This is a genomic window from Klebsiella aerogenes KCTC 2190, from assembly GCF_000215745.1.
Lineage (GTDB): Bacteria > Pseudomonadota > Gammaproteobacteria > Enterobacterales > Enterobacteriaceae > Klebsiella > Klebsiella aerogenes.
Map to the genome: position 1 here is coordinate 1,127,101 of NC_015663.1, position 12,885 is coordinate 1,139,985.

General features: G+C 56.7%; 13 protein-coding genes. 2 read left to right on the forward strand and 11 right to left on the reverse strand.

From position 1 onward, the window contains the following. Positions 1-39: 39 nt before the first annotated feature. Positions 40-360, forward strand: a complete 321-nt coding sequence (locus EAE_RS05535) for a DUF2756 family protein (protein ID WP_015703699.1) — start codon at positions 40-42, stop codon at positions 358-360. A 23-nt stretch (positions 361-383) separates the two neighbouring features. Here EAE_RS05535 and ugpQ read toward each other — a convergent pair whose 3' ends face one another. The 10 genes from ugpQ to livK all read right to left on the reverse strand — a co-directional run bounded on the left by ugpQ (position 384) and on the right by livK (position 10,475). Beyond that, positions 384-1,124, reverse strand: coding sequence for a glycerophosphodiester phosphodiesterase (gene ugpQ, locus EAE_RS05540; protein ID WP_015703700.1), 741 nt, complete (start codon positions 1,122-1,124; stop codon positions 384-386). Beyond that, positions 1,121-2,191, reverse strand: a complete 1,071-nt coding sequence (locus tag EAE_RS05545) for a sn-glycerol-3-phosphate import ATP-binding protein UgpC (RefSeq protein ID WP_015703701.1) — start codon at positions 2,189-2,191, stop codon at positions 1,121-1,123. Before EAE_RS05545 ends, ugpQ begins: the two co-directional genes overlap by 4 nt. 1 nt (position 2,192) lies before the next feature. Continuing rightward, on the reverse strand, positions 2,193-3,038 hold the full coding sequence (gene ugpE, locus EAE_RS05550; protein WP_015703702.1) for a sn-glycerol-3-phosphate ABC transporter permease UgpE: 846 nt from the start codon (positions 3,036-3,038) through the stop codon (positions 2,193-2,195). Continuing rightward, entirely contained in the window at positions 3,035-3,922 is an 888-nt protein-coding gene (gene ugpA / locus EAE_RS05555; RefSeq protein ID WP_015369328.1) for a sn-glycerol-3-phosphate ABC transporter permease UgpA, read from the reverse strand. The genes ugpE and ugpA overlap by 4 nt, the downstream gene beginning before the upstream one ends. 106 nt (positions 3,923-4,028) lie before the next feature. Next, a complete protein-coding gene (ugpB, locus tag EAE_RS05560; RefSeq protein WP_015703703.1) occupies positions 4,029-5,345 on the reverse strand; it encodes a sn-glycerol-3-phosphate ABC transporter substrate-binding protein UgpB in 1,317 nt (438 codons plus the stop codon). 271 nt (positions 5,346-5,616) lie between these two features. Next, positions 5,617-6,330, reverse strand: coding sequence for a high-affinity branched-chain amino acid ABC transporter ATP-binding protein LivF (gene livF, locus EAE_RS05565; protein ID WP_026612205.1), 714 nt, complete (start codon positions 6,328-6,330; stop codon positions 5,617-5,619). A gap of 17 nt (positions 6,331-6,347) precedes the next feature. Beyond that, the gene (gene livG, locus EAE_RS05570; RefSeq protein WP_015369325.1) at positions 6,348-7,115 is read right to left on the reverse strand and encodes a high-affinity branched-chain amino acid ABC transporter ATP-binding protein LivG; all 768 of its coding nucleotides are present in this window, start codon (positions 7,113-7,115) and stop codon (positions 6,348-6,350) included. Further along, a complete protein-coding gene (gene livM / locus EAE_RS05575; RefSeq protein ID WP_015369324.1) occupies positions 7,112-8,389 on the reverse strand; it encodes a branched chain amino acid ABC transporter permease LivM in 1,278 nt (425 codons plus the stop codon). The genes livG and livM overlap by 4 nt, the downstream gene beginning before the upstream one ends. Then, positions 8,386-9,312 carry a high-affinity branched-chain amino acid ABC transporter permease LivH gene (gene livH / locus EAE_RS05580; RefSeq protein WP_015369323.1) on the reverse strand — a complete coding sequence of 309 codons (927 nt, stop codon included), beginning with the start codon at positions 9,310-9,312 and terminating at the stop codon, positions 8,386-8,388. Before livH ends, livM begins: the two co-directional genes overlap by 4 nt. Before the next feature lie 53 nt (positions 9,313-9,365). Further along, positions 9,366-10,475, reverse strand: coding sequence for a high-affinity branched-chain amino acid ABC transporter substrate-binding protein LivK (livK, locus tag EAE_RS05585; RefSeq protein ID WP_015703705.1), 1,110 nt, complete (start codon positions 10,473-10,475; stop codon positions 9,366-9,368). A 422-nt stretch (positions 10,476-10,897) separates the two neighbouring features. On the opposite strand from livK, the gene panM reads away from it, so the two are divergent. Next, entirely contained in the window at positions 10,898-11,281 is a 384-nt protein-coding gene (gene panM / locus EAE_RS05590) for an aspartate 1-decarboxylase autocleavage activator PanM (RefSeq protein WP_015703707.1), read from the forward strand. A 302-nt stretch (positions 11,282-11,583) separates the two neighbouring features. On the opposite strand, the gene livJ is transcribed toward panM, so the two are convergent. After that, positions 11,584-12,687, reverse strand: coding sequence for a branched chain amino acid ABC transporter substrate-binding protein LivJ (livJ, locus tag EAE_RS05595; protein WP_015369319.1), 1,104 nt, complete (start codon positions 12,685-12,687; stop codon positions 11,584-11,586). Positions 12,688-12,885: the final 198 nt, after the last annotated feature.

A 12,885-nucleotide genomic window follows, 5' to 3' on the forward strand; every position in this document is an offset into this window, starting at 1 on the left:
GGTACACTTAAGTGATCCCACGCACGGGAGGAGAAAACAATGAAAGCGATTTTATTCCTGGCGGCGCTGATGCCGCTCGGCGTTTTAGCACAGCCGATTAACATCGATAACAACCCTAACCAGCCGGGTTATGTGGTGCCCAGCCAGCAGCGAATGCAAAATGAGATGAAGGTGCAGCAACAGCAGCAGCAAAGCATGCTTAAGCAGAATCTGAATAATCAGACCCGTTCGCAGCAGCAGCATTTGCAGAGCCAGTTGCAAACCAATCAGCAGCGCGCGGCGCAGGGCGGCAATCTCAATTCGCAGCCGCAGGTACTGCCGAACAACAACGGCGGGATGCTGCGGCAGACTAACCCGTAAAGATCGTCCGCCGCAAATCAGTATTAAGGCTGGAAATTCGGCCCGATGACGTCAATAGCATCGGTGCAGATGCAATCTACGCCCCAGCGCAGCAGTTCAGCGGCGCGCTGGGGTTTATTGACCGTATACACCAGAATATGCAGGCCGGCCTGTTTCAGGCTCGCTACCCGAGCCGCATCCAGCAGCTTGTGGTTGAGATGAATAGATACGCAGCCCAGCCGGGCGGTCAATTCGCGCCAGTCATCGCGCCACTCATCCAGCAGCAGCCCGCGTGGCAGCTCGGGCGCGGCTTCCTGCGCCGCTTCCAGCGCGTCGATTTCAAAGGATGAGAGTAGCGGCGCGGTCATATCGGCCCACAGATCGCGCGCGGCCAGCGCCACCACTTTGCCGGTCTGCGGCCCCTGCCCGGTGGTCGGCTTAATTTCGATATTCGCCATCATGCCGTGACGGCGGCAGCGTTCCGCCACCTGAGAGAGCAGCGGCAGCGGTTCGCCCTTAAATTCACGGCTGTACCAGCTGCCGGCATCGACCTTCAGCAGATCGTCCCACGACAGCTCGCCCGCCACGCCCCAGCCGTTGCTGGTGCGTTCGAGATTATCGTCGTGCAGCAGAAAGATCTGCCCGTCCTTCGACAGCTTGGCGTCAAATTCAATCATCGTGTGCCCGTAGCGGGCGCCGACGTCGATAGCCGCCAGGGTGTTCTCCGGCGCCAGTTTACCGCCGCCGCGATGGGCGACGATGTGGGGATAAGGCCAGTTACTCATGCGCGTTGTCCTGTTTCACCATCAAAGAGGTGCAGATGTTCCAAAGGCAGATGCAGCCATAGCGTGCTGCCACCCGCCGGGCGCTGCTGATGCGGCAATCTGACCACCAGCTTCTGCTCGCCCCAGCGCCCGTGGGCGAGGTTATCGGCACCTAAAATTTCCAGCGTATCCATCAGCAGCGGAATGCCGCCTTGCGCCTGCGAGCTTAAAATAAAGTGCTCCGGGCGGATACCGAGAGTCATTTTACGCCCGGCGTAACGCCGATGCTCGTGATTCATCGGTAGCTGTATGCCGCCTTCCAGCTCAAAGCGGCCGCCATCATCGCTCACCCGCCCCTCCAGCAGGTTCATGGCCGGGCTGCCGATAAAGCTCGCCACAAAGCGGCTGGCGGGCTTTTCGTACACTTCGACCGGCGTACCGATCTGCTCGGCAATCCCCTTATTCATTACCATCACCCGCTGGGCAAGGGTCATCGCTTCGACCTGATCGTGGGTGACATACAGCGAGGTCGTTTTCAGGCGCCGATGCAGCTGTTGCAGTTCCAGACGCATCTGCACGCGCAGCTTGGCGTCGAGGTTTGACAACGGTTCGTCGAACAGGAATACCGCCGGGTCACGCACGATAGCGCGGCCCATCGCCACGCGCTGGCGCTGACCGCCGGACAGTTCCCGCGGGCGGCGCTTGAGCAGGCCATCCAGCTCAAGAATACGCGCCGCCTCCTGCACGCGCTCGGCGATCAATCCCTTACCCATGCCGCGAATCTTCAGCCCCCACGCCATGTTCTCTTCCACGCTCATATGCGGATAAAGCGCATAGTTCTGGAACACCATCGCGATGCCGCGATCCTTCGGCTCCATCTCGGTCACCCGTTTACGATCAATCCAGATATCGCCGCTGGTCACCCGTTCAAGTCCGGCAACCATCCGCAGCAGCGTTGATTTCCCGCAGCCCGACGGGCCGACCATGACGATAAACTCCCCGTCCGCCACGTCCAGCGTTAGCGGTTGAATTACCTGGGTTTTGCCATCCCAGCTTTTGCTTACTGCTTGTAGTTTTAAACCAGCCATTTTATTTCTCACTATCGACCAGGCCGCGCACAAACGCGCGCTGCATGGCTAAAACGATGACGACCGGCGGGATCAGGGTCAACAGCATCGCCGCCATCACCTGATTCCACTGGGTAGTACCTTCACCGGTGGCGATCATGCCTTTAATACCGGCGACGGCGGTGCCAAGATTCACATCCTGAATAATCAGCAACGGCCATAGATACTGGTTCCAGCCGTAGATAAAGGTGATGACGAACAGCGCGGCGAGGTTGGTTTTCGACAGCGGCAGCACGATGTCGCGGAAGAAGCGCATCGGCGAAGCGCCATCGATACGCGCCGCTTCAATCAGCTCGTCCGGCAGAGTCATAAAGAACTGGCGGAACAGGAAGGTGGCGGTAGCCGAAGCCATCAACGGCAGCGTTAACCCGGCATAACTGTCGAGCATTTTGAGGTTGGCGATCACTTCCACCGTCGGGAAAATACGCACCTCGACCGGCAGCATCAGAGTGATGAAGATCATCCAGAAGAACAGGTTACGCAGCGGAAAGCGGAACCAGACGATGGCGAAAGCCGAAAGCATCGACACCACGATTTTGCCTACCGTAATGGCGAACGCCATGATGAAGCTGTTGAGCATCATCAGCCAGAACGGCGCGCTGTTGACGCCGACCCCGTTCACCCAGATGGTCTTCATGTTCTCCAGCAGATGTCCGCCGGGGCTCAGCGTCATCGGCGTTTCAAACACCGATTTGTTATCCAGCGTCGCCGCCACGAAGGCGACGTACAGCGGGAATAAAATGACGGCAATGCCCAGAATCAGCATGGTGTGGCTGAAAATCGTCAGCCCGCGACGGTTCTCAATCATTGGTAACGCACCTTACTTTCAACGTAACGGAACTGCACCACCGTCAGGATAATGACGAGGAACATCAGCACCACCGACTGCGCGGCGGAAGCGGAAAGATCGAGCCCGGCGAAACCTTCGCGATAAATTTTGTAGATTAGGGTGGTGGTCGCCTGCACCGGGCCGCCGGCGGTGGCGGCATCAATTACCGGGAAGGTGTCGAAGAAGGCGTAAACCAGGTTGACCACCAACAGGAAGAAACTCACCGGCGCAATCAGCGGCAGCGCCAGCTTGAAGAAGCGACGAATCGGCCCGGCGCCGTCGATGGCGGCGGCCTCAACCAGCGAACGCGGGATCGACTGCAGCGCGGCGAAAAAGAACAGGAAGTTGTAGCTTATCTGCTTCCAGACCGAGGCGAAGACCACCAGAAACATCGCCTGGCCGCTGTTCTGCGCGTGGTTCCAGTCGTAACCCAATTCGCCGAGGAAATGAGTGATCAGCCCGCGTCCGGGATTGAAGAGGAAGATCCACAGCACCGCCGCGACGGCGGGAGCCACGGCATACGGCAGCAGCATCAGCGTTTGATAAAAGCGGCTGCCGCGCACCACATAGTCGACCAGCGCGGCAAAAAACAGCGAAATAAGCAGGCCGCTGACGGTTACCAGGGTACTGAATTTTATGGTCGTCCAGAAAGAGTCCAGATAGTACGGGTCGTGGAATAGCGTGACGAAGTTATCCAGGCCGACAAACTGGCTGGAAAGGCCAAACGGATCGACGCTCTGCAGCGAGTACCACAGCGCTTCGCCCGCGGGCCAGATAAAGAAAATCAGCGTGATAATCAGCTGCGGCGCGACCAGCACATAGGGCAGCCAGCGCGAGCGGAATACCGGACGGGATGATGACATGAAGATTTTATTCCTGAACAATGCCGGGTGGCGGCTACGCCTTACCCGGCCTACATAGGGCACATCGTAGGCCCGGTAAGCGCAGCGCCACCGGGCAAGTTACAGATTACGATTTGGTTGCTTGCTCGAAACGGCGCAGCAGTTGATTCCCGCGCTGAACGGCGGAGTCCAGCGCCTGTTGCGGAGTTTTCTTGCCGGTCCACACGCTCTCCAGCTCTTCATCAACGATGGTGCGAATTTGCGGCATGTTGCCCAGGCGCAGGCCTTTGGTGAACGGCAACGGCGGCTTGTTCAGCATCTGGCGAGTGGCGATATCAGCGCCTGGGTTCTTATCATAGAAGCCCTGCTGGCGCGTCAGATCGTAGGCCGCGGTGGTAATCGGCAGATAGCCGGTTTTCTGGTGCCACTCGGCGGCGTTTTCCGGTTTGGTCAGGAAGTCGAGGAACTTCGCCACGCCGGTGTAGGTCTCTTTGTCCTTGCCCTGCATCACCCACAGGCTGGCCCCGCCGATGATAGCGTTCTGCGGCGCGCCTTTCACATCAGCGTCGTAAGGCATCATGCCGACGCCGTAGTTGAATTTCGCGTACTGACGAATATCCGCCAGCGAGCCGGATGAGGCGGTAGTCATCGCGCAGTCGCCGTTATAGAACTTCTCGGTGGATTCATCCTTACGCCCGAAATAGCTGAAATCGCCTTTCTTGTTCATCTCTTCGAGCAGCGCGATATGCTTCACCTGCTCCGGCTTGTTGAACTCAAGAACCGCGTCGGTACCGTCAAAGCCGTTATTTTTCGTGGCGACCGGCAGGCCGTTCCAGGCGCTGAAGTTCTCAATCTGGATCCAGCCCTGCCAACCGCTGGCGTAGCCGCACTTCATTCCGGCCGCTTTCAGTTTGGCGGTGTAAGCCGCCAAATCCTGCCAGGTTTTCGGCGGCTGCTCAGGGTCCAGACCCGCTTTCTTGAAGGCGTCTTTGTTGTAGTACAGCACCGGCGTGGAGCTGTTAAACGGCTGGGAGAGCAGATGGCCGGTTTTTGAATCGGTGTAATAACCGGACACCGTCGGTACGAACTGCGATTCATCGAACTTAATACCCGCATCGCTAAAGACCTGGTACACCGGCTTAATAGCTTTTGACGCCATCATGGTGGCGGTGCCGACTTCATACACCTGCAGAATCGCCGGCGCGTTACCGGTACGGAAGGCGGCGATACCGGCGCTCAGGCTCTGCTCGTAGTTGCCTTTGTACATCGGAACAATTTTGTAATCAGGATTGGCCGCGTTGAAACGTTGCGCCAGAGAATCAACTTCTTTACCCAGTTCCCCTTCCATCGAGTGCCAGAAAGGGATGGTGGTTACTGCCAGTGCCTGGCCAGCAAATGCCAGGCTCAGCGCCAGTCCTAAAGCTGTATGTCGTAACGATATCATCGGTTATCTCTCTTGTTGTTCCGGATGCGCGATTTCACGCGTTTTATGTTCGCGGGGTAACATGACATGTTCGAATTACAGAAAAATAACTTTTTTATTACAAAAAAAAGATAGTAACGGGTCAGAGAGATGACAAGCCGATGAAAGGACGGGGGAAGTAAAGTGGGAGCTGAGACACGGATAATATCCGTGCGATCGGCTCCCGGGGTCGGCGCAAGCGCCTCGCCCGGGCTACAAACCGGCGAAGTGAATAACGCCGGGTTACGATGAACTAACCGCCGAGATAGGCGCTGCGCACCGCCTCGTTGGCCAACAGCGCGTCGCCGGTATCCTCCAGCACCACGTGACCGTTTTCCAGTACGTAGCCGCGATCGGCCAGCTTCAGCGCCTGGTTGGCGTTCTGCTCAACCAGGAAGATCGTCATCCCCTGCTCACGCAGCTGTTCGATGGTATCGAAAATCTGCTGAATGATAATCGGCGCCAGCCCCAATGAGGGCTCATCAAGCAGCAGCAGGCGCGGCTGGCTCATCAGAGCGCGACCGATCGCCAGCATCTGCTGCTCGCCGCCGGACATGGTGCCGGCGCGCTGAATACGGCGTTCATGCAGACGCGGGAACAGCTCATACACCCATTGGATGCGGGTATGGAACTGGTCGCGGTCGGCAAAAAAACCGCCCATCGCCAGGTTCTCTTCCACCGTCATGCGCGAAAAGACGCGCCGCCCTTCCGGCACGATCGCCACCGCTTCACGCATGATTTTCGCCGTCTGCCAGTCGGTAATATCCTTGCCGTCAAAGACAATGCGCCCGCTGGAAGCCCGCGGATCGCCGCACAGCGTACCAAGTAGGGTGGTTTTCCCTGCGCCGTTGGCGCCGATAAGCGTGACTATCTCACCCTGTTTGATATGCAGGCTGACGTTGTGCAGCGCCTGAATCTTGCCGTAGTGGGCGCTGACATTGTCAAAAGTTAACATCGCTTTTTCCATCTTATGCGTCACCACCATTATGCTTCACCTAAATAGGCGCGGATCACGTCCGGGTTATTACGAATCTCTTCCGGCGTCCCGTTGGCCAGCGGCGTCCCCTGGTTCACGACGTAGATGCGATCGGAAATGCCCATCACCAGCTTCATATCATGTTCGATAAGCAGGATGGTGGTGTTGTGATGGCTACGCAGCTCGGCGATAAGCTCATCCAGCTCTTTGGTCTCTTTCGGGTTAAGCCCCGCCGCCGGTTCATCAAGCATCAGGATCTCCGGCTGCGTCACCATACAGCGGGCAATCTCCAGCCGGCGCTGGTCGCCGTAGGCCAGGTTGCTGGCCTGACGGTTGGCATGCTCCAGCAGGCCGATACGCTCAAGCCAGGTGGCGGCCCGATCCAGCGCTTCGCTCTGCGCGCGACGGAAGGCCGGCGTTTTCAGCAGACCGGAGAAGACGCCGGTTTTCAGCTGTTGATGCTGCGCCACCAGCAGATTTTCAATCACCGTCATTTCGCGGAACAGACGCACGTGCTGGAAGGTTCGTACCACCCCCATCCGTGCAATCTGCTGCCCCGGCAGCCCTTCCAGATGCTGGTCGCGCAGCATAATGGTGCCGCCGGTAGGTTTATAGAAACCGGTCAGGCAGTTAAAAACGGTGGTTTTTCCCGCGCCGTTTGGGCCAATTAAGGAAACGATCTCTTGCGGGCGCAGCTCAAGGGAGACGTTATTGACCGCCAGCAGGCCGCCAAAACGCATCATCAGGCCGTTCACGGATAATATTGGCTGACTCATGCCTGCTCTCCTTTCGCCTGACCGTTTTTCAGCTTCAGCTGCGGGCGCGTCATCGGCAGCAGCCCCTGCGGACGCCAGATCATCATCAGCACCATCAACCCACCGAGCATTAACATGCTGTATTCGTTGAAATCACGCATCAGCTCGCGCGATACCACCAGCAGAATAGCCGCCAGGATCACTGCAAACTGCGAGCCCATACCCCCCAGCACCACGATCGCCAGCACAAAGGCCGACTCGGCGAAGGTAAAGGACTCCGGGCTCACGAAGCCCTGGCGCGCGGCGAACAGCGTGCCGGCAAATCCGGCAAACGCGGCGCTGATAGTAAAGGCGGTCAGCTTGATGCGCGTCGGGCTCAGGCCCAGCGAACGACAGGCGATTTCATCTTCACGCAGCGCTTCCCACGCCCGCCCGAGCGGCATCCGCAGCAGACGGTTAATAACGAACAGGCTGAGCACCACCAGCAGCAACGCTACCAGATAGAGGAAAATCACCCTATCGCTGGGATCGTACTTCAGACCGAAGAAGTTGCTGAAGGTATCCCAGCCGCCTTCACGGGCGGTACGGCTAAATTCAAGACCAAAGAAAGTCGGTTTCGGGATCTGGCTGATACCGTTCGGCCCGCCGGTGATCTCGGTATTGTTAAGCAGCAAAATGCGCACGATCTCGCCGAAGCCTAAGGTCACAATCGCCAGATAGTCGCCGCGCAGACGCAGCACCGGGAAGCCCAGCAGGAAGCCGGCCGCCGCGGAAACCAGGCCGGCCAGCGGCAGGCAGGTCCAGAAACCGAGACCGTAATAGTGGTTAAGCAGCGCAAAGGTATAGGCGCCGATGGCGTAAAACCCGCCGTAGCCCAATACCAGCAGGCCGGAAAGCCCAACCACCACGTTCAGTCCGAGACCAAGGATGATATAAATCATCGTCAAGGTGGCGATATCCACCGTACCGCGCGACACCATAAACGGCCAGGCCACGGCAATCACCAGCAGGGCTATCAGAAAGAGCTTCTGCTTGACCGTCGACCCGTCAATCGCCGGCATAATAAATTTCGGCCCGGAAACGTTCTTAACCGCTTTCTGGAACAGCGGGCGCAGCAGTTGGAAGAAAAAGACCACCGCGGTGCCGATGAAAATCCACTGCCAACGAATATCGGCGGCGGTATCGACCACCAGTTTGGTGCCATTCAGCTCCAGCTGCACGCCCATAAAGACGCCCGCCAGAACAAAGAACATCGCGGCGGAAAGAAGCGCCATCGCAATTTGCATCGGTTTCATACTTTTTCTACCTCCGGGCGGCCCAGAATGCCGGTCGGCATTACTAACAGCACCAGAATCAGCAGCGCGAAGGAGACGACGTCCTTATATTCGGTGCTGAGATAAGCAGAAGAGAGCGCCTCGGCGATACCCAGAATCAGGCCGCCAATCATCGCGCCAGGGATACTGCCGATACCGCCGAGCACAGCTGCGGTAAAGGCCTTCATCCCGGCCATAAAACCGATGTAGGGGTTAATTACGCCGTAGAACTGCCCCAGCAGGACGCCCGCGACCGCCGCCATCGCTGCGCCAATGACGAAGGTCAGCGCAATAACGCGGTCGGTATTGATGCCCAGCAGGCTCGCCATTTTCAGATCTTCCGCACAGGCGCGGCAGGCGCGGCCCATTCGCGAATAGCGAATAAACAGCGTCAGCGCCAGCATGGCGATAAAGGTAACGACCCAGATGACCAACTGCATGGTAGTGATAGTGGCGGAGAAATTATCGCTGTGGCCGACAATCCACTGGCCGTTAAAGAGACTCGGCAGCGCGACATCGCGCGAGCCTTCGGTCAGGCTGACAAAGTTCTGCAGGAATATCGACATCCCGATGGCGGAAATCAGCGCGATCAGACGTTTGGAGCTGCGCACTGGCCGATAGGCCACGCGCTCGATACTCCAGCCGTAGGCGCTGGCGATAATGATAGCGCCAATAAAGCCTGCGGCGACCAGCAGCCAGCCGGTATCGATACCCAACATCATCAGGGCGGCGATAATCATGAACGAGACGTAGCTGCCGATCATGTAGACCTCGCCGTGGGCGAAGTTAATCATGCCGATAATGCCGTACACCATCGTATAGCCGATGGCGATCAGCGCATAGGTACTGCCCAGCGTGACGCCGTTAAACATCTGCTGCAGAAAATAGAGAAACTGCTCGGACATAAGGTAACCTTTTTCATGCCGCCCGCGCGGTGCGGGCGGTGGGATAACGCGTCTTACTTAGCGACGGTGGATGAACCATCCGCGTGCCACTGGAAGACACCAAATTCAAATCCCTTCAGATCGCCTTTTTCATCCCAATTCAGCGGCCCAATCACGGTCTTCGCGCCGTGAGCTTTCAAATCTTTAATTAAATCCAGCGGCTGCTGGCTGCCGGTTCTGTCCATTGCTTGCGCCAGCGACTGAACGGCGGCATAGGTGATCCAGACGTACGGACCACTCGGATCTTTTTTATCCGCTTTCAGCGCATCAACAATAGCGCTGTTGGACGGATCCTGGTCATAGCGTTTTGGCATCGTCACCAGCATACCTTCCGCCGCCGCGCCGGCGATGTTGGACAGCGAGGCGTTACCGACGCCTTCCGGCCCCATAAACTGCGTTTTCAGGCCGACGGAGCGCGCCTGGCGCAGCATCTGCCCCATTTCCGGGTAGTAGCCGCCGTAGTAGACGAAGTCGATATTCTCTTTCTTCAGGCGCGCCAGCAGCGCGGAGAAGTCTTTCTCACCGGCGGTGATGCCATCAAAGAAGACGATATTGGCGCCGGCTTTCTTCAGGTTGTCCTGTACGGAACGCGCCAGCCCTTCACCGTACTGCTGTTTGTCATGAATAATCGCAATACGCTGCGGCTTCACGTGTTCGAGGATATATTTCGCGGCGGTCGGCCCCTGGGAAGAGTCAAGACCTGCGGTACGCATAATGTACTGGTAGCCACGCTGGGTCAGTTCCGGGTTGGTCGCCCCGGGGGAGATCATCAGGATGCCTTCATCTTCATAGATGTCAGACGCCGGCTGGGTGGAGGAGGAACAGAGGTGGCCAATAACGTACTGAATGCCATCATTGACGATTTTGTTGGCGACCGCGACCGCTTGTTTCGGATCGCAGGCGTCGTCATATTCGACGCCAACCAGTTTGTCGCCTTTAATGCCGCCGCTGGCGTTAATGTCTTTAATCGCCTGGCGCGCGCCGTTGAATTCCATATCGCCCCACTGGGCAACCGGGCCAGACATCGCGCCGACGACGGCGACTTTAATATCCTTTGCCAACGCCGCGTGGGAAATCGCTAATGCAACGACTCCCGCGATGATCGTTTTCGCGTTCCTTTTCATGCTTCAGAACCCCGTTCGTGATGTGATGTAAATGTTTTGTATTTTTATGGTTAAAAAGCATTCTGTGCTTTTATTAAACAACGCCATTTTTACCATGAACTTTAATGGTTTAGCGCAGTTTTTTACCTGAATTATGATTAAAATCTCTATTTTTCAGGTGATTAAGAAAAGATAATATTCTGGTTTAAGGCGAAGATAAACAAAAAAAAGTCCAGTTCACAGCATAAAATAACGGCATATAAGGCGGAATAAAACGCTACATATCAGGTTAAAATTCTGCTTATTTTTCGATCCATAATGTATTGCGCTACCCCCGTGCAACCAGGAAAACGAATCCCCTGATGAATGAGTGCAAAACAGCGCCCCGCCGAACGAGAAATTTGAGTACACTGTCGCATCTGTTTTAACTGGAACTGCCGCGTATGAAGCTCACCATTATCCGTTTACAGCACTTCAGCGATCAGGATCGCATTGATTTAGGCAAAATCTGGCCGTCGCAGGATCCTGCGGCGCTGATGCTGGATGAAAACCATCGTATTTACGCCGCCCGCTTTAACGAACGTCTGCTCGGCGCCGTACGCGTTACCCTGCGCGGCGTCGAAGGCGAGCTCAGCGATCTGTGCGTGCGTGAAGTCACCCGCCGCCGCGGCGTGGGGCAATATTTAGTGGAAGAGACGTTAAGCGATAACCCGAATATCAATAGCTGGCGCGTTGCCGATAGCGGGGTGGAAGACCGCGGCGTGATGGCGGCATTTATGCAGGCGCTGGGTTTCAGCGCCCAGCAGAATGGTTGGGAGAAGCATTAAGCCGTAGCCCCAATAAACGCAGCGTGACCAGGGAAGAACCCGGCGGCGCTTCGCTTAGCCGGGCTACCTGGAAATTGTAGCCCCGGTAAGCGCAGCGCAACCGGGGTCAGACAACGCATCCGCGGCGTAAAAGGCTCCGCAGACAACGCATCCGCGGCGTGAAAGGCGCCCTCACATTTAACCCAGCATTTCGCGTTGCAGGAAGGCGTCAAGACCCGAAATCCCCGGGAGCTTACTTCAGTAAGTGACCGGGGTTGAGGGCCGCAGACAACGCATCTGCGGCGTGAAAGGCGCAGGTTAAATTATTTGGCGTCGGTTGCCGTACCGTTCGCATGCCAGGTAAACACGCCGAACTCGAACCCTTTCAGGTCGCCTTTCTCATCCCACGACAGCGGCCCCATGACGGTATCCACCTTCGCCCCTTTCAGGTATTTCGCGATTTCCGCCGGATCTTCAGACTGATTTAACCCCGCCTGCAGCGACTGCAGTGCCGCATAGGTGGTCCACACGAAGGCGCCGCTCGGATCCTGTTTCTTCGCTTTGATAGCATCCACAATCGGTTTGTTTGCCGGAACCTGATCGTAGTTCTTCGGTTTGGTGACCAGCAGGCCTTCTGCCGACTCGCCGGCGATGTTAGACAGGGAAACGTTAGCCACGCCTTCCGGGCCCATAAACTGGGTTTTCAGACCGGCTGCGCGCGCCTGGCGCAGGATCTGCCCCATTTCCGGGTGATAACCGCCGTAGTAGACGAAGTCGATATTTTCTTTCTTCAGGCGCGCCACGAGGGTAGAGAAATCTTTCTCACCGGCGGTGATCCCGTCAAAGAACACCACGTTGGCGCCGCCTTTCTTCAGGTTTTCCTGAACTGAGCGCGCCAGCCCTTCGCCATATTGCTGTTTGTCATGAACCACAGCGATGCGCTGCGGCTTCACCGTGCCGAGAATATATTTAGCCGCCGTCGGTCCCTGATCGGAGTCGAGACCGGTGGTGCGCAGAATCAGCTTATAGCCGCGCGCCGTCAGCTCCGGCGCGGTTGCCGCCGGGGTAATCATCAGGATGCCTTCGTCTTCATAGATGTCAGATGCCGGCTGGGTGGATGAGGAACACAGGTGACCGATAACGTATTTAATGCCGTCATTCACCACTTTGTTCGCAACAGCCACCGCTTGTTTCGGGTCGCAGGCATCGTCATATTTTACGATCTGCAATTTATTGCCTTTGATACCGCCCTTGGCGTTGATATCAGCTACCGCCTGCTCCGCGCCGGTAAACTCCTGGTCGCCATACTGGGCAACCGGGCCGGACATCGCTCCCACGACGGCAATTTTAATGTCTTCCGCCAGCGCGGAACCGCTCATAATTAAAGCAATACATCCTGCCAGTAACGCTTTACCCTTCATATTCATCCTGAGGCTCCCCATTATTATGGTTTTTGCATTTGTTGTGATGTTGTTTGTCAGCGCATTATTCTGATTTTTTAGTCATAATAAGTGTAGTATGACTGCATTTGGGTCTGCCGCCTGCGCTTTTGCAGCACACTATGCCAAAACATACCCCATTTTTCAGAATTTGAAACAACAATTTGCAAGAGATGTAAAAGTTAT

Excerpts from the sequence above, each read along its gene's own strand:
- EAE_RS05535 (WP_015703699.1), top strand. The coding sequence starts at position 40 with ATGAAAGCGATTTTATTCCTGGCGGCGCTGATGCCGCTCGGCGTTTTA.
- ugpQ (WP_015703700.1), bottom strand. The coding sequence starts at position 1,124 with ATGAGTAACTGGCCTTATCCCCACATCGTCGCCCATCGCGGCGGCGGT.
- EAE_RS05545 (WP_015703701.1), bottom strand. The coding sequence starts at position 2,191 with ATGGCTGGTTTAAAACTACAAGCAGTAAGCAAAAGCTGGGATGGCAAA.
- ugpE (WP_015703702.1), bottom strand. The coding sequence starts at position 3,038 with ATGATTGAGAACCGTCGCGGGCTGACGATTTTCAGCCACACCATGCTG.
- ugpA (WP_015369328.1), bottom strand. The coding sequence starts at position 3,922 with ATGTCATCATCCCGTCCGGTATTCCGCTCGCGCTGGCTGCCCTATGTG.
- ugpB (WP_015703703.1), bottom strand. The coding sequence starts at position 5,345 with ATGATATCGTTACGACATACAGCTTTAGGACTGGCGCTGAGCCTGGCA.
- livF (WP_026612205.1), bottom strand. The coding sequence starts at position 6,330 with ATGGAAAAAGCGATGTTAACTTTTGACAATGTCAGCGCCCACTACGGC.
- livG (WP_015369325.1), bottom strand. The coding sequence starts at position 7,115 with ATGAGTCAGCCAATATTATCCGTGAACGGCCTGATGATGCGTTTTGGC.
- livM (WP_015369324.1), bottom strand. The coding sequence starts at position 8,389 with ATGAAACCGATGCAAATTGCGATGGCGCTTCTTTCCGCCGCGATGTTC.
- livH (WP_015369323.1), bottom strand. The coding sequence starts at position 9,312 with ATGTCCGAGCAGTTTCTCTATTTTCTGCAGCAGATGTTTAACGGCGTC.
- livK (WP_015703705.1), bottom strand. The coding sequence starts at position 10,475 with ATGAAAAGGAACGCGAAAACGATCATCGCGGGAGTCGTTGCATTAGCG.
- panM (WP_015703707.1), top strand. The coding sequence starts at position 10,898 with ATGAAGCTCACCATTATCCGTTTACAGCACTTCAGCGATCAGGATCGC.
- livJ (WP_015369319.1), bottom strand. The coding sequence starts at position 12,687 with ATGAATATGAAGGGTAAAGCGTTACTGGCAGGATGTATTGCTTTAATT.